We start from the raw sequence: 15,564 nt of genomic DNA, 5'->3' as shown, positions 1-15,564 counted from the left end.
ATTATTTGTATAAAAAGGTGAAGTGAGCCGGGATATTTCCGCCTTCAGTTTTCCATTTAAAGTGTCCGTTTTTATCAAAGCAATAGACAAATCCCAGGGAAACATAATTTCTGGCGTCTGTCATGTAGATATCTTCTGTGATTGGATTTACAGCAATTCCGTAAGGTGTTTTAATCGCCGTTTCGTATTCTTTGTCAAAAATTCTGTTGGCGATGATCTGTTCTGTTTTTACATCAATGATCCCAAAGCTCTTTTTATAACTGTGGGTATTGTAATTGAATTCGTTTCCGTAGAAATAAAGTTTATCATTGACTATCGTCATTTCACTTACTGCAAGGTGGAAATCTTTTTTAACGATTCCCGTTGCCGCATCTATAAGGTATAAGCTGGAAGGAACGTTATAGTAATCTCCCCTTGAGCTTACATACAAATCCCCGTAATTATCTTTTTTAATATGGTGAAGATTGATTGCAACATTTAGTTTTTGGATTTCAGTAAAAGTATTCAGGTCTATTACGGAAACGGTATTGTCATAATCGGGGGCTTTATATCCTCCGGAATTGGCCACAAACAATTTATTCCCTACAATTTCCATTTCTTCCGGCTGATATCCCACTACCACTTCACGCTGGATGGAAAGAGAAGTGGTATCAATTTCTACAACTTTTCCTTTCGGCGCTTTTGGATTAATATCTACCGGACCTGCATAGCTGCTGGCGTAAGCCTTCCCGTCTTTGAAGGTTAAATAGCGGCAGTTCTGTAACGGAATAGAAGTAATACGCTTAGCTGTTTTTGCATCCAATACTTCGATTTTATTGGAAACATTGACAACGATATACAGCTTACTTCCGTAGATCTTAATATCATTTCCTACATCTCCCAGCTCTTTCACAACGTTAGGGTTTATTTCCGCATAGATGTTCCTGTAATAGGTTCCTTTGGTATAATCAAAAAAATCAAGGGTACATTTATTGCTTCCCATATTCCCTTCATTCAGCATGTAGAAGCCTTTTATTGCGGTATTTTCTGAAGGAAGCCCTTCTACCACTTCCTGACGGACGATAATATCATCTGTACGGCATGAACTAAGAAAAGCTAAGACAAGAAATAAAAAATAAAAGTTTAGTTTTCTCATAAGGTGAAGTTTAGAATAAGTTTAAAATTTCTTCCCGGCATCGGATAATTGATCACTACATCATAATATTGGTTGAAGATATTATTCATCTCAAGGCTTACTTTAAATTGATGATTCACCCAGTTGAATTTTTTCTGAACAGACAGATCATGAGTATACCATGGCTGTACATAATTGTATTGAATATTGTCCTGGTTCACATCATAGCGTTTTCCTACATACATTGCACTGTAATTGAAACTCCAGTCTTTATAGTCTGTCATCAGGCTGAATGATCCGCTATGCCAAGGTGTATAAGGAATCTGATTCTTATAGAATGTATCCTCCGGATCAGTCATATCCCTTGCACTTTGATAAGTGTAGGAAAGCAATGGTCTAAGTTTTACTTTCCCTAACTGCATTTCTGCCTGAACATTCACGTCAGCACCTATGATTTCAACCAATCCAAGGTTCATCATCAGCCAGCGGAACATACTTCCGTTAGGAGCTGCAATAATTTTATCCTGTACTTTGTTGTAATAACCGTCTACTTTAGCATAAAAAGATGTAAAGAATCGGTTTTTATAATTTTTCTGGTACGTAAACCCTACATCATACTGATTGGTAAATTCCGGCTTCAGGTAGGTATTTCCGATATTGGTATAATACAAATCATTGAAGGTTGGCAGTCGGAAAATTCTTTTATAGAAAGCTCTTAAGGTAAGTTCAGGAATGATTTCAGGCTGGTAGCTCATAAATACAGCGGGTGTCCATTCTCTGCTGTCCCCGGGTCTTTTATTTTTTCTTACTTCTTCAAAAGTAAAAGTTCCTAAAAGGCTGCCCAGGATTTTGAATCTGTTCCACTGGTACGTTGTTGCCAATGCTACCAGTGTTGTATAACGTGTAGGATAAGAAAAGTTATCCAGATCGGCATCCAGATTATTGTACTGAAAATCCCCGCTCAGACTGACATCCCAATTGGGTGTGATAGAATAGATATTGGATGAGGAAAGATAAAGCTCCCGTTGGATATAAGTGTTATCAGTACGGATAATAAGCTGCGAGCGGACCGTATCCATAAAATGAGTGTAATCGTAGGCAAATTTTGCTTTCAGCTGTGTTTCAAATTTCGGGAACAATTTTTTCCGAAGATTGGCCTGCACGAAATAATTTTCATCAGAAAGTCTCGCTCCTCTTCCTCCAAAACGTCCGTTTACAATAGGCGCCGGCATTCCGCGGTCTGAAATATAGCCATAACCTCTGATATTCCAGCTTCCGTTGTTTAAAGTTCCATTTAAAGAAGTTTCAAAACGTTTTGCTTTAATATCTGAATCCTGTCTCTTTGCAATGGTATCATAAGCCTGTTTTCCATCAGGATATTTCTTGGCATACCTAAACCTGTAAATCCCATCACTTTGCATAAATTCTGCACTGACACTTGCAGAAACCCTGTCTGAAATTTTCTGCTCCAGTCGCAATGAAGGATTGAAGAGATCAATGGAAGCACTTTTTGCTCTTATCACAAGATTGGTTTTTCTTGTTCCTTTAAATACAGGAGTTTTAGGCTGTAAATAGATAGATCCCGAAGATCCGAAGTCTTTTGCCGGCTGGAAGATTTCACTTTTCTGTCCGTTATACAATGATATTTCTTCCAGATCATCCAAAGAATATCTTCCCAGATCTACCAGTCCGTTTTGCGCATTTCCCAGTTGAATTCCATCATAGAAAACACCTACATGCTGACTTCCGAGACTTCGGACGTTAATGGTTTTCAATCCGCCTATCCCTCCATAGTCTTTAATCTGAACCCCGGAAAAGTATCTCAGAGCATCTGCTACAGAATGGCTGTTCAGTCTTTCCAGCTGCTCGCCCTGTAGGGTTTGTGCCGGAAGAATTTCTTTGAAGTTTTTCTTGTAAAGGTTAATCCCTTTAATGGATTCTTCCTGAACACTGTCTTTTTTCTTGGTTTGAGAAGACAAAAATTGAGATGTAATCACCAGTATTGTGAAAACAGCTTTATGAATTGCAGAAGTAGTTAATTTTGCTGCCATTAGCTCATTTAGGATAATGAAGACGCTAATGGATATAAGAATACAACGACAAAGTACAGCTGTTACTGCACAGAATCATTGATGTCCTAAGCTTTATTCCACGAAAGCGTCAAACGATTATTGTCTGGCAGGTCTTCTGACTTACTCCATTTTTGAAATCCTTCCCATTAAAAAAACAGTGGATATATTCTTCAAAAATCTTGGTGTGGAGCTTACAGCAGCGGGTCTGTTCCGGATTTTCACCGGATTCCCTTTTAAGAGCTTTTTAGGGCTCACCAAATTTCGGCAAAGATAAAGAATTATTCCTAACCCCCAATTAAAAACATGATTCATAAACAATTAAAGCTCCCAAAGGAGCTTTAACTTGATTTTTAAAAGGGTTTTGTTTAAATTCCAATATTCAGGAAAATACTGAACCTTGATTTTGCTTCAATATCTCCTCCTGCCAAATGGGTATACATCGGAAGCATCACTTCACTTCCCAGACTCAGTTTTTTATAAGAGGCTTCAAACCCTAACTTCCCATACAATGCACTTCCGGCAGTATTGGGCAGCGCTTCATCAAACTGTTTATTCTGTGCATAGACTTCTCCCTGAACACCTGTCTTTACAGAAAAAATAGATTTTCCGTTTCCTGCAACCTGATAGAACCCCGCCGCCGCATAGTTCCATTGGTTTCCGAAACGATAATTTTTCTTATTCTCCGTTTTGACGGTGTAATCTGTATTGACCAATACGGCCACTTTATTTTTCTGAAATTTATAATTCAAAGCCGCCTGATAATCCCAGCTTCCGGTTCCCAACTGAAAACTAGGATTCACACCGGATACTCCTTTTTCATCAAATTTTCCCAAAGGAATTTTCACTCCCAAACCTCCGCTCAGATGATGGAAATTATCTTTAGAGCTCATCAGCTGGTAAATTCCCATCAGATTCATATCCCCTATTCCATTGATTCTGATATTTCCCTGCAGCGTTTGCTTTTCATGAAAATGGAAGGGCAGACTTGCATATACACTCAGTTTTTGAGTCAATGGAATCTTCCCCCAAAGCTGAAAGGTATTGAAATACTGATCCTGCGTAAGGTCTTTTACAAATAAGTTTTCTTTGGCTTTATAATGCTGGGCAAAATATTTGATTCCGACAAACTGTGGATTCAATAAAGATTCAAAGCCGGAAGATCCGTTTCCTGCCGCACAGCCGCAGGCATCACAGTCATCATCAAAATCGAATCTGTCAAAAGCTTCATGAGCAATATAAGCACTGTCTTCAATCATTTTCGCCTGATACTGATTAAACAGAATCAAACTTACTATCACTATAATCTTCTTCATGTTTTCTATAAATTATTCTGCAAATTTTGGATTGGATATAAAACTTTTATCCGATAATGTTTTCAGGAATGCAATAACCGATTGTTTTTCCTGGCTGTTCATGGCAATTCCCACATGACCATTCTGCTTCAGCTGAGGATCAAGATTGGTATTATCCTCCACCTGATCTGAATAAAAATTGAGCACAGCCTCTAAAGTGTAAAACCTCCCGTCATGCATATAAGGTGCTGTATATTCTACATTTCTCAAACTTGGAACACGAAATTTCATCCAGTCTACCTGATTAAGGGTAACCCTGTAACGTCCCGCATCCTTAAATTCTGTATTGTAATACAATCCCGTGTTTCTGAAACTCTCATCGGTAAACAGTTCTCCGCTATGGCAGGAGGCACATTTCTGTCCAAACAAAGCCATTCCCTGAGATTCTGCTGAAGTAAGCTGCTCTTTTCCCTGCTTAAATCTATCATATTTTGAATCTGCAGAAATTAAAGAAGTCATAAACTGAGACAATGCTTTCAGAATTCTTTCTCCGGTAATGGTTTCATCACCATAAGCTTCTCGGAACAGCTTTTTATATTTCTGATCATCTTTTATCTTCGAAATAGCTTCCGGTATTGAGCTGTCCATTTCATTAACATCGGTAATCGGGCTGATAGGCTGTTCATTCAGATTATGAATTACACCATCCCACATATACCTTTTCAAGAATGCCATATTCTGAATAGGTGGTGCATTCCTGATTCCGATTCTATCGTCAACTCCATGACTTACTGTATGACCGTGATGGGTAAAAGCATTTTCCTGAATATGACAGAACCCGCATGAAATAGTATTGTTTCGGGAAAGTCGTCCTTCATAGAATAATTTCCTTCCCAACTCTACTCCATTTTTAGTTACCGGATTGGTTGATTTGTCAAATGTCATTTCCGGAAAATAAGATGGAAACTGCAGATTATACGCTTCATCTTTTTCCAATGGCTGAATCACCTCATCAGAACAGGAAATACAGCTCACAATCAATACAAACAGAACCAGTATCCTTTTAACAGAAAAGTTAATCATTGTGAACGTGGTCTACTTTAAACATTTTTGTGAGATTATTGGTAACATCTATCAGGTGTTGGTTTGAGCCCATCAACATGTCATTGGCTGTGGCAAGAGTAAGTGCTTTTTCCCCGCTCAGAAACTGGTTCAGGTCTGCCAGAATATGAACGGAAGGACGAATCTGTCCTGTCACTCTTGCTGTTGTCGGAAGATTTAATGTGATTTCTCGGTATAGATCGGGTTGCTCATTAGCCGTTACATTTCCCATATTTCCGGTATGGTTCATGAATTCCTTAGATGCGGAATCTGTTCCGTATTTTCCTTCCAGTTTTACAAAAACATAACCGGCAGCCCATGACCATGTCATTCCTTTCTGTTTTGCTTTTGTCCAGAATTCAGCCTGCCCGTCCTGTCCTAACAAGTACGCTTTTTGGCTGACACCTAATCCGAATTTTATTTTTTTATAGTTATTTTTCGGAACACCATCCAGATTAAGATATATAATTCCGGCAACAGCATCTGCCTGATCTACAATGAAAGCGCCTTTATCAGGATTGTTTTCATTGTATTTAAATTCATTTCCGTTTTCGTCTATCAGTGCGATGTTGCTGATTATATATTTCAAAGCGGAAAAATTATGTTTCTGTCCGTTAGAAGAAGTCTGAACTGTCTGATTCAAAACGATATCTCCTACATTATTAAATCCGTTTTCAAATTTGATCTGAAGTTTTCCGGGTGTGGCATCCTGTGGATTATCATCATCTCTGCTGCTTTGGCAGGCTACAAAAGAGAATAGAGTAAAGGCAATAAAGAATAGTGATAAAAATTTATAAATTTTCATTGTTGATTTTTTAAGTTGAATTAATTTGAATTGCTGTAACAGCATTTTTTTACCACAAAAGGCACAAAAATTTTACACCTAAGTTGAATTAAGTGATAAACCTTATGAATAATAAGAACATTTAAGCTTTTTAAAAATCTTTGATTTTTAGTGCATGTAAGCTTTTGTGACTTTTGTGGTTGAATAGTGATATGAATAACCTAAAAAACCGGTGGTTTGAAAATATGGGTAAGAAACAGAAAAGAATAGGCTGTTTCGTAGAAAAAGTTGAAATTGAAAAACAGGCGTTTTTCAGTAGTTATAATCTCTGCTGTTTCAGGCAGTATATAGGTATCAAGGATTTTCTGTCCTGAGTTTTTGAGTTTCTGAAAAGGTGAAGATTCTGAGTCATTGGTTTTAGCCAGTTCTTTACTCAGATAACACTTTCCGTTACAGTGAATCTCCGGCCTGTTTTTATTAATACAGAGAACTTTAACGATATAATCATAATTTACAGCATACTCTACCAATGGGACCAAAGGTCTTAGCACCATATAAAAAGTAAAAAGTATGCTGTAAAGTAACTTCATCAGATTATTTCTTGCTTAAAGCTTCATCATATCTTCTGCTGATTTCTTTCCAGTTGGTAACGTTCCAGATAGCACTAAGATAATCTGCTCTTTTATTCTGATATTTTAAATAATAAGCATGTTCCCAGACATCAATTCCGAAGATGGGAGTTCCTTTTTCCTCTACAACATCCATCAAAGGATTGTCCTGATTGGGTGTTGAAGAAACAAATAGTTTTCCGTTTTTATCCACAGAAAGCCATGCCCATCCTGATCCGAAGCGGTCAGCTCCTGCTTTGCTCATTTTTTCTTTAAAAGCATCCATACTTCCGAAAGTTTCAGTGATGGCTTTTGCTAGTTTTGCAGAAGGCTGCGTATTTTTCTGAGGAGTAAGAACCGTCCAGAACAATTCGTGATTGTAGTGTCCTCCGGCATTATTTCTTACTGCAGCAGGCAGTTTTGAAGCATTGGAAAGAATCTGAAACAACGTTTCTTTTTCCTGTGGAGTTCCTGCAATGGCTTTATTCAAATTGGCTGCATACGCTGCACCATGTTTTGAATAATGAATTTCCATAGTCTGGGCATCAATATTTCCTTCCAAAGCATTATAAGCATATGGCAGAGGTGTCTGCTTAAACTGGGCCAGTGTAAACTGAGCCGCGAAAACTGCAGTTACAGCAGCTATTTTCAAAATCTTCATAACGTTTTTGTTTATGGTTGAACAATGTTTTTCTTCTAAAGCTGGAAGTGGGGAGATGGAAGGCTGGAAGTAATAGGCACCAAAGTATAAATTCCTCAATTTCTATTTACCTTTACATCAAAAATCATCAGAGTTTCATTGGCAGAAAGTACTTCCATCTTCCTGCTTTACTCTCCCATCTTTACTTCAATAATTTCTTAATATCCTCAATCAGGATTTCTCTGTCAGGGTGATATTTCCCAGTCAGCATAGGTGTTTTACCTTCCGGATCTCCGTAATTTAATCCTGAATAATACAGAATCGGCATATTTTCTTTGTTGTATCTGCATCGGATATTTCCATCCTGATCTACCAGCGCAATCATTCCGCTGTGATTCAGACTTTCTCCTTCATCTTCCTTGTCACCTACGTAGATATTAAATTTATCCGCAAGATCACCGATGTATGTTCGGTCTCCGGTCAGGAAATGCCAGTTGGGAGATTTTGCTCCTATTCTTTGGGCATGTTCTTTCAAAGCTTCAGGAGTATCATTTTCAGGATCAATGCTAATGGAGACAATACCGAAGTTGGGATCATTGATCTGGTTCTGAATAGCCTTCATATTGGAATTCATCACGGGGCATATTGTAGGGCATTTGCTGAAGAAAAATTCTACCAAATAAACCTTCCCCAACATATCTTTATTGGTGATTTTTTTGCTGTTCTGATCTGTCAGTTCAAAATCCGGAACTTTCATCACGGTATAAAGGTTCTTTTTAAAATACCCCATTCCTATCCCTATTCCCAGAAAAAGCAACGCAAATAACGCGATCGGTATGATCACCTTACTTTTATTATTGGTCTTATTATTTTTGGGCATATTTCTCAGGGCTTTTTTTGAATTCGTCTTTGCAGTAAATGCTGCAAAAACCATACGTTTTATTTTTATATACAGCTGTATCTTTAAGAGATCCGGCAGTTTTCATATGACATATTGGATCTTCTTCATTCACAACCTGAACATTTTCTATTTTCTTTCCGGAAGAATCCATATGGCTTGCATGCTTTACCTGAGGTGTTTCCTTGGCACACGACAGTAATGATATTGACAGCGCAGCGGTCAAAATAATAAAAGATTTCATTTTAATGTTAAATTGAAATTAATAATGTTAAATAAATTTTAAGATACAAAGCACAAGCTTATAAATTGAAGGAAATTAAGACCAGATTTAATTGTACAGCGTATCTTTTATGATTTTTGAATTGAAAATTGAAGGATCTTCAATTCTTAAACTAAGAATATAGTTTAAAATAAAGTTAAGCCAACGGAGGATGGAATATCCTGGAAAAATATTCTGAAGAATGAGAATTAAAATAACTCGAATCCAGCACTTCAGTGCGTAATTCTGAGTTTAGCTGAGATGAAAATGAAAGAATATCGTGAGAAACAAAAACATCAAGTCCGGCAATCTTTATGGTTTGGGAGTTATTGGATTGCTTTTCTGTTTTTGCCAGTTCTTTTTCCACGTAGCATTTCCCTTTACATGTTGATTGCGGTACACTTCTGTTCTCACACAGGTTTTTCACAATATAATCATAGTTCACTGCATAGTTTACCAATGGCAAAACGGGACGTAATGCAATGGTAAAAATGATGAATATGGAAATGAATAACCTCAACGATTTTGTTCTGTGTTACAAATATACTATTTCAAAACTGTTTTCTAGATGATTTATGATGAATGTCATTATGGTTGTTTACTGTTACCCACAAAAAACACAAAACTGTGCCTGTTACCGGAATAATTTTATCCCGAACTTTGATTTAAACTTGAGATCTAAACAAAAATTTAGTTCTTCATATAAAATTTAATCTTGTTGATAAAAGCTTTGCTGATGTTTTTGGCAGAGCTTTTTTATATTTTTTGTTTTGTTGGAAATCGCAAAGACTCAAGGTTTTTTAAAATGCTTCCTGTTTTAAGGCGCGAAGATTTTATCTCTGATAAAATTTAAAACTAATAATAATGAGACTGGTCATTAGATTCCTGCGGAATGACAAACTGAGTGTATCATTTTTATACTAATTGTAATTATCAATCATAGTTTATACGAAAAGTAAAGGCAGTCTCTTTGTCGCTCCGCAGGAGTTTCAATAGCATAATATGGATTTCAATGGAATTGTTGGCATGATGTATAATGTAAAACAAAAGCTCCACTGAAGTTCAGCAGAGCTTTTATTGAATATAATTTAGTTTTGTTTATTATTTGCTTTTTAAAATTTCATTCTCTGAATTCTCACTGCATTTAAAATGGCCAGCAATGCTACTCCTACATCGGCAAAAACAGCTTCCCACATCGTTGCCAGCCCTCCGGCACCCAGAACTAAAACCACAGCTTTTACGGCAAAAGCAAGGATAATATTTTGCCAAACTATCTTTTTCGTTTGTTTACCTATATTGATTGCCATTGGAATTTTACTTGGCTTGTCATCCTGAATTACCACATCAGCTGTTTCAATGGTTGCATCACTTCCCAATCCTCCCATTGCGATTCCTACATCACTTAGAGCAACTACAGGTGCATCATTCACTCCGTCTCCCACAAAAGCTACGGTTTGTTTTTTAGCTTTGATTTCTTTAACCTTATTTACTTTATCCTCAGGCAGGAGGTCTCCGAATGCATTGTCTATTCCCAGCTGATCCGCTACATATTTTACCACGGTACTTTTATCACCGCTCAGCATCGTAGCTTTTACATTCATTTTATGCAGATTATCTACTGTTTCTTTGGCATCTTCTTTTATGCTGTCTGCAATGGTGATATAGCCTGCAAATTTTTTATCATAAGCTACTGCGATGACCGTGTAGACAATATTGGCATGGTTAAGATCATAATTGATATTAAATTTATCCATCAATTTAAAGTTCCCTACCAGAAGTTCTTTTCCGTTAATGACTGCTTTCAACCCGTGTCCTGCAATTTCTTCTACATTTTCTAATGGAATGGCGTGATTGATATCTCCTACATAATTGTGAATGGCTGTTGCTACCGGGTGGGTGCTTTTGCTTTCGAGAACATTGACCATCTGAAGGATTTCCTCCTTGTTAAATTCCGAAGTCATACTTACCTCCTGTACTTTGAATACTCCTTCCGTCATGGTTCCGGTTTTATCCATCACGACATTCTGAATCTCTGCAATGCTGTCCAGGAAATTACTTCCTTTGAATAAAATCCCGTTTCGGCTTGAGGCTCCGATTCCTCCGAAATACCCTAGCGGGATTGAAATCACCAAGGCACATGGACAAGAAATCACCAGGAATATCAATGCTCTGTACAGCCAGTCTCTGAACTGATAGTCGCTCACAAAGAAATAGGGCAGTAAACAGATTCCAATGGCCAGAAATACAACGATAGGGGTATATACTTTGGCAAATTTTCTGATGAATAATTCTGTAGGGGCTTTTTGAGCCGTGGCATTCTGAACGAGTTCCAGAATTTTACTCAATTTACTGTCTTCATAGGCGGTATTTACTTTTACCAGAGCAATACTGTTCATGTTGATCATTCCGGCAAGAACAACTTCACCTTTATTTTTGGTATCAGGTTTACTTTCTCCTGTTAAAGCTGCTGTGTTGAAGGAAGCTGAATCAGAAAGCAGTTCTCCATCCAAAGCCAGTTTTTCACCGGGTTTCAACTGAATAACATCACCGATCTTGGCTTCTTTTGCTTTTATCGTTTTGGGCTGATTATTTTCCATAATCGTTACCTCATCAGGACGCTGATCCAATAATGCTTTTATGTTTCCTTTGGCTCTGGTCACCGCCATAGACTGAAATACTTCTCCTACGGCATAAAACAACATCACCGCTACTCCTTCAGGGTATTCTCCAATGGCGAAAGCTCCAATAGTTGCGATGCTCATCAAAAAGAATTCTGAAAACACATCTCCCTTGATGATACTCTTGTAAGCATCTTTCAATACAGGAAATCCTACAGGAATATAAGCTGCCAAAAACCATATTAACCGTACCCAGCCTGTAAACCATGCAGGTTTTATATAGTTATCAAAGGCAATTCCCAATAATAAGATGATAAAGGATATAATGGCCGGAAGAAACATCTGAAAGACCGTCTGATTTCCCGAGTCGTGAGAGTGATCATGGCCATCATGGTCATGTCCGTCTCCTTCTTCGTGATGATGTTTGTGCCCTTTTGTATCTGGCTTTTCCGGGTTTGTACTACAGCATTTTTCCATAACTGAATATTTTTATACAAATGTAAAGGTGAGACTGATGCAATGCTATTGCAAACTTTCAAGACAGTTTTCGCAAATTCCTTTGGCAAACAATCGTATTTCGTCAATCCTGAAATTGGTCTGAATGTTTTCCGGAAAGGAAATATCTTCTTTACAGGTGGTTTGTTTGCATATTTTACAGTAGAAATGCAGATGCCAGTCTTTGTGTGTTTTTTCATCACAATCGTCTTCACATAGCTTGTATTTCGTGGTTGTATTTTCCTGAATGCTGTGAACAATTCCTTTTTCTTCAAAGGTTTTCAATGTTCTGTAGATGGTAATTCTGTCAGCATTGTCAAAATAATTTTCTATTTCCGAAAGGGATAAAGCGGCTTCCTGAGAGCTTAGGAAATCATATACCAGAATCCTCATACTTGTGGGTTTGGTATTTTTATCAATGAGCTTGTGTTCTATATCTTTTTTCATTGTACGATTTTAAAGTTTTACAGATGTACTTCATTTTCTTCATAGCCTTCCTCTTCTATCTGAAAAGTTGTATGACTGATTTTAAAATTATTCATAGTAGTATCTGTCAATGTTTTTAATAATTGATTCTGAGAATATCCGGTATCTTTTACGACATGAGCACTCATCGCGTTGACACTTGATGTAAGCGACCACACATGCAGATCATGAACATCTTTCACTCCGGGAGTTTTCTCCAATGATTGACGAAGTTCATGGATATCTACATCTTTAGGGGTTCCTTCGAGTAAAACATTGATTGCTTCTTTCAGCAGTCTCCATGTTCTTGGAAAGATCAATAATCCAATTGCTGCTGAAATCAACGGATCGGCATAGTACCAGCCTGTTGTAAGCATAATTACTCCGGCAATCATTACTCCAACTGAAGTAAGCATATCTGAAAGTACTTCAAAATAAGCGCCTTTCATATTCAGACTGCCTTCTGAGTCTTTTCTCAGGATCATCATTCCGACAATGTTGACAATCAATCCGATTCCGGCTACAATCAGCATTGATTTACTTTGTACTTCGGGTGGATTTTGAAAGCGCTGGTAGGCTTCAAACAAAACATAGATCGAAATAGCCAATAAAACTACCGCATTGATTACGGCTGCTAATATTTCTGTTCGGTAATAACCATATGTTCTGGAAGGATCTGCTTTTCTTTCTCCTATTTTAATGGCAATAAATGCCAATAACAATCCTACAACGTCTGTCAGCATATGGGCTGCATCAGCTAACAGCGCAAGACTGTTGGTCACTATTCCTCCTATTACCTCAGCAATGAGATAGGTTCCGCTAAGGCAGAGTACGATAAGGAGGTTCTTTTTATGTCTGCTTCCCGCAGAAACGGTTTGTTTTGGTGTACTTTCCATATGGTGTATGGTTTAATTACATTTCATAATAGGATGTATTTTCTTTTTTAGCGGGAACATTCTGCTCACCGATCATTTGTCTGATATTGATCTCTATGGTCTGCGCCAGCGAAGTCATTGGAGTATCTACGGGACCATTTTCAAACGGATCCTGCATGATGATGGATGTTTTTTCAATCGCAATGAATGTCACCGGAACCAGGAAAGTAATCGCAATTTCTACCAGTAACTGTGAGTCATCAAGCCCAAATGGAAGTATGGCAGCAAAAACATAGATCAAAATATGAACTAAAACGCTGTAAGAACGGGGGAAAACTGTATTTTTCAGTCTTTCACATTTTCCCATACTGTCGCAGAGCCTTGTGATGATATCATTGAGCTGCATCTGTTGGAAATCTGTAAGTCCTTTGGAGCCTGCAGTTTCTTTCAGCTGTCTGGAATGTTCGCCCAGAATAGCGTTGGGAATATTTGCTCCTTTGATCTGATGCTTATCAAGATACTGCTGAACTTTTTCAGAAAAAGGAAGTTTTCTCAGAGATTCTCCAAGTGCATAGGTCCAGATGATCTGTCTTTCGGCAAAATCTTTTATTATTTTATCATCTCCGGCAGGCATAAACTGAATAACCAGTCTCACAAAAGTCCTGGAATCGTTTACAACAGCTCCCCAGACTGTTCTGGCTTCCCACCATCTTTCATAGGACTGGGAGGTACGGAATGCTAAGAGCAATGATACTGCTGTTCCCAGCAATGCTGGAATATTCAAAGGCAGCGAGATCTTGCGAAACCATGGCAGCTCGTCCAGAAGACCAATAGCAATGGCAAATATTCCGATGAACAGAATTTGGGTTTTTATTTCACGGATGAAATACCAGACTGATATTTTTTTGTTTAGTAACATAATCAAGTCATTTATTAAAAATTCGGTGAGATAATCTTTACTTTTTTCCTGCCGTTTTTTATTCAATAACAAATTCTGTAAACAGCTCTAATTTAAGGATAAAAATCGACATTCTACGGGTTCCGGCTGCTTTCATTAATGTTCGTGCTCTCCTGAATTCACCAGTTTAGCATTTACAAAAAAAGCTCCTTTCACAACAATTTTTGCATTGTCTGAAATATTTCCCACCGGAGTTATCGCGGTATAGCCCATATCGGAAGTTCCTTTTACCACTTCTATTTTTTCAAAGTTTAAGGTTTTCGCATGTGGCTTTCCTTTGTCTTCGTGTTCTTCTTCCATTTTTTTATCGGTCTGAATAAACACGTAATATTTCCCATCTGCTTCTACAATAGCTTCAGTAGGAACTGCAGGCGTTGTACTTTTATCAAGACTTACAATTCCGGTGATGTTCATTCCATCAATCAGACCAGATTTATTTCCTATCACTTCGCAGTGCATGGAAATCGTTTTACTTTCATTTTCAAAAGAAGATCCTATGCTGTAGATTCTAGCATCATATTCTGTTTCCGGATTGTTGGTCAGTTTAAAGTGAACAATCTGCCCTACTCTCATTTTCGGAAGATCTTTTTCAAACACTTGAAGATCAAGATGAATGGAACCGTTATCAATCACAGTTGCAACAGGAGAAGAAATATCTACATAGCTTCCGATCTGTGCGGTGATGCTGCTGATCGTTCCGCTGATAGGTGCTGTGATAACCAGACCGGATTTCATATTTCCGTTGCTTACTTTTCCCGGACTTATTCCCATCATCTGAAGTTGTTTTAACAGGGAAGCTCTTTTTGTTCTTAATGTTTTAAGCTCAGCATCGGCACTCTGAAGATTCTTCTTCGCTCCGGCATCATTATCAAAAAGTTCCCTTTGTCTTCTGTACTCCTGCTCTGCATAGGTTATTCTGCTATTTGTGGTCAGATAATCTTCCTGAAGCTGGATATATTCCGGATTGGCAATGGTAGCAATGATCTGCCCTTTTTTCACAATACTTCCTACCTGAATATTGATGGTTTTGATGATTCCTCCATACAGGGAAGTGATGGTTGCTTTATTGCTGTTGGGAACGCTCAACAACCCATTTGCTTTGATGGTGGATGTTAACTCTTTCATTTCTATGGCTCCCAAAGCTACTCCTACAGATTTCATCTGCTCTTCTGTAAGTGAAGCAATCGTTTGTGGGGCTTCTTCATGTGCCGCCTCTTTCTGTTCAGTTTTTTCAGGAGCTTTTTCTTCCGCAGCTTCTTTTTTTCCACAGCTTGTGAGTAAGAGGCAAGTCAGGATAAGAGGAATGATATTATAGTTGAGTTTCATAAGTAAAAATGTATTTTGTCTGATGCTGTATACCATTGTTGTCATTGGTCCGGTAG

General features: G+C 37.9%; 15 protein-coding genes and 1 riboswitch. All 15 genes read right to left on the bottom strand.

Annotated features, from left to right (window positions below; all coding sequences use genetic code 11):
- Window position 1: 1 nt before the first annotated feature.
- The gene (locus tag FW781_RS12415; RefSeq protein ID WP_149387722.1) at window positions 2-1,135 is read right to left on the bottom strand and encodes a YncE family protein; all 1,134 of its coding nucleotides are present in this window, start codon (window positions 1,133-1,135) and stop codon (window positions 2-4) included.
- Window positions 1,132-3,165: a TonB-dependent receptor plug domain-containing protein gene (locus FW781_RS12410; RefSeq protein WP_149387721.1), complete on the bottom strand. Its 2,034-nt coding sequence runs from the start codon at window positions 3,163-3,165 to the stop codon at window positions 1,132-1,134. The genes FW781_RS12415 and FW781_RS12410 overlap by 4 nt, the downstream gene beginning before the upstream one ends.
- 109 nt (window positions 3,166-3,274) lie before the next feature.
- A riboswitch (cobalamin riboswitch) is annotated at window positions 3,275-3,460 on the bottom strand.
- A gap of 91 nt (window positions 3,461-3,551) precedes the next feature.
- The gene (locus tag FW781_RS12405) at window positions 3,552-4,499 is read right to left on the bottom strand and encodes a transporter (RefSeq protein WP_149387720.1); all 948 of its coding nucleotides are present in this window, start codon (window positions 4,497-4,499) and stop codon (window positions 3,552-3,554) included.
- A 12-nt stretch (window positions 4,500-4,511) separates the two neighbouring features.
- Window positions 4,512-5,561, bottom strand: coding sequence for a cytochrome-c peroxidase (locus FW781_RS12400; RefSeq protein ID WP_149387719.1), 1,050 nt, complete (start codon window positions 5,559-5,561; stop codon window positions 4,512-4,514).
- On the bottom strand, window positions 5,554-6,384 hold the full coding sequence (locus tag FW781_RS12395; RefSeq protein ID WP_149387718.1) for an MbnP family protein: 831 nt from the start codon (window positions 6,382-6,384) through the stop codon (window positions 5,554-5,556). The genes FW781_RS12400 and FW781_RS12395 overlap by 8 nt, the downstream gene beginning before the upstream one ends.
- Window positions 6,385-6,584: 200 nt before the next feature.
- Window positions 6,585-6,953, bottom strand: coding sequence for a hypothetical protein (locus FW781_RS12390; RefSeq protein WP_228720193.1), 369 nt, complete (start codon window positions 6,951-6,953; stop codon window positions 6,585-6,587).
- 4 nt (window positions 6,954-6,957) lie between these two features.
- The gene (locus FW781_RS12385) at window positions 6,958-7,632 is read right to left on the bottom strand and encodes a superoxide dismutase (protein ID WP_149387717.1); all 675 of its coding nucleotides are present in this window, start codon (window positions 7,630-7,632) and stop codon (window positions 6,958-6,960) included.
- A gap of 181 nt (window positions 7,633-7,813) precedes the next feature.
- Window positions 7,814-8,491 carry an SCO family protein gene (locus FW781_RS12380; RefSeq protein WP_149387716.1) on the bottom strand — a complete coding sequence of 226 codons (678 nt, stop codon included), beginning with the start codon at window positions 8,489-8,491 and terminating at the stop codon, window positions 7,814-7,816.
- Entirely contained in the window at window positions 8,478-8,753 is a 276-nt protein-coding gene (locus FW781_RS22440; protein ID WP_172625718.1) for a YHS domain-containing protein, read from the bottom strand. Before FW781_RS22440 ends, FW781_RS12380 begins: the two co-directional genes overlap by 14 nt.
- 175 nt (window positions 8,754-8,928) lie before the next feature.
- Window positions 8,929-9,291 carry a hypothetical protein gene (locus FW781_RS12370; protein WP_149387715.1) on the bottom strand — a complete coding sequence of 121 codons (363 nt, stop codon included), beginning with the start codon at window positions 9,289-9,291 and terminating at the stop codon, window positions 8,929-8,931.
- A gap of 592 nt (window positions 9,292-9,883) precedes the next feature.
- The gene (locus FW781_RS12365) at window positions 9,884-11,533 is read right to left on the bottom strand and encodes a heavy metal translocating P-type ATPase (RefSeq protein ID WP_394349728.1); all 1,650 of its coding nucleotides are present in this window, start codon (window positions 11,531-11,533) and stop codon (window positions 9,884-9,886) included.
- A gap of 378 nt (window positions 11,534-11,911) precedes the next feature.
- Complete coding sequence (locus tag FW781_RS12360; RefSeq protein WP_077413546.1) at window positions 11,912-12,331, bottom strand: Fur family transcriptional regulator; 420 nt, start codon at window positions 12,329-12,331, stop codon at window positions 11,912-11,914.
- A gap of 17 nt (window positions 12,332-12,348) precedes the next feature.
- Entirely contained in the window at window positions 12,349-13,245 is an 897-nt protein-coding gene (locus tag FW781_RS12355; protein WP_149387713.1) for a cation diffusion facilitator family transporter, read from the bottom strand.
- Window positions 13,246-13,261: 16 nt separating this feature from the next.
- Window positions 13,262-14,143, bottom strand: a complete 882-nt coding sequence (locus tag FW781_RS12350) for a bestrophin family protein (RefSeq protein ID WP_149387712.1) — start codon at window positions 14,141-14,143, stop codon at window positions 13,262-13,264.
- A gap of 135 nt (window positions 14,144-14,278) precedes the next feature.
- Window positions 14,279-15,508 carry an efflux RND transporter periplasmic adaptor subunit gene (locus FW781_RS12345; RefSeq protein ID WP_149387826.1) on the bottom strand — a complete coding sequence of 410 codons (1,230 nt, stop codon included), beginning with the start codon at window positions 15,506-15,508 and terminating at the stop codon, window positions 14,279-14,281.
- Between the last annotated feature and the right edge of the window lie 56 nt (window positions 15,509-15,564).

The sequence above is a fragment of the Chryseobacterium panacisoli genome, assembly GCF_008274625.1.
GTDB lineage: Bacteria > Bacteroidota > Bacteroidia > Flavobacteriales > Weeksellaceae > Chryseobacterium > Chryseobacterium panacisoli.
This window is presented reverse-complemented; position numbering and strand designations above follow the sequence as displayed.

Excerpts from the sequence above, each read along its gene's own strand:
- FW781_RS12365 (WP_394349728.1), bottom strand. The coding sequence starts at position 11,533 with ATGAGCATCGCAACTATTGGAGCTTTCGCCATTGGAGAATACCCTGAA.
- FW781_RS12395 (WP_149387718.1), bottom strand. The coding sequence starts at position 6,384 with ATGAAAATTTATAAATTTTTATCACTATTCTTTATTGCCTTTACTCTA.
- FW781_RS12360 (WP_077413546.1), bottom strand. The coding sequence starts at position 12,331 with ATGAAAAAAGATATAGAACACAAGCTCATTGATAAAAATACCAAACCC.
- FW781_RS12390 (WP_228720193.1), bottom strand. The coding sequence starts at position 6,953 with ATGAAGTTACTTTACAGCATACTTTTTACTTTTTATATGGTGCTAAGA.
- FW781_RS12355 (WP_149387713.1), bottom strand. The coding sequence starts at position 13,245 with ATGGAAAGTACACCAAAACAAACCGTTTCTGCGGGAAGCAGACATAAA.
- FW781_RS12345 (WP_149387826.1), bottom strand. The coding sequence starts at position 15,508 with ATGAAACTCAACTATAATATCATTCCTCTTATCCTGACTTGCCTCTTA.
- FW781_RS12400 (WP_149387719.1), bottom strand. The coding sequence starts at position 5,561 with ATGATTAACTTTTCTGTTAAAAGGATACTGGTTCTGTTTGTATTGATT.
- FW781_RS12385 (WP_149387717.1), bottom strand. The coding sequence starts at position 7,632 with ATGAAGATTTTGAAAATAGCTGCTGTAACTGCAGTTTTCGCGGCTCAG.
- FW781_RS12380 (WP_149387716.1), bottom strand. The coding sequence starts at position 8,491 with ATGCCCAAAAATAATAAGACCAATAATAAAAGTAAGGTGATCATACCG.
- FW781_RS22440 (WP_172625718.1), bottom strand. The coding sequence starts at position 8,753 with ATGAAATCTTTTATTATTTTGACCGCTGCGCTGTCAATATCATTACTG.
- FW781_RS12405 (WP_149387720.1), bottom strand. The coding sequence starts at position 4,499 with ATGAAGAAGATTATAGTGATAGTAAGTTTGATTCTGTTTAATCAGTAT.
- FW781_RS12350 (WP_149387712.1), bottom strand. The coding sequence starts at position 14,143 with ATGTTACTAAACAAAAAAATATCAGTCTGGTATTTCATCCGTGAAATA.
- FW781_RS12410 (WP_149387721.1), bottom strand. The coding sequence starts at position 3,165 with ATGGCAGCAAAATTAACTACTTCTGCAATTCATAAAGCTGTTTTCACA.
- FW781_RS12415 (WP_149387722.1), bottom strand. The coding sequence starts at position 1,135 with ATGAGAAAACTAAACTTTTATTTTTTATTTCTTGTCTTAGCTTTTCTT.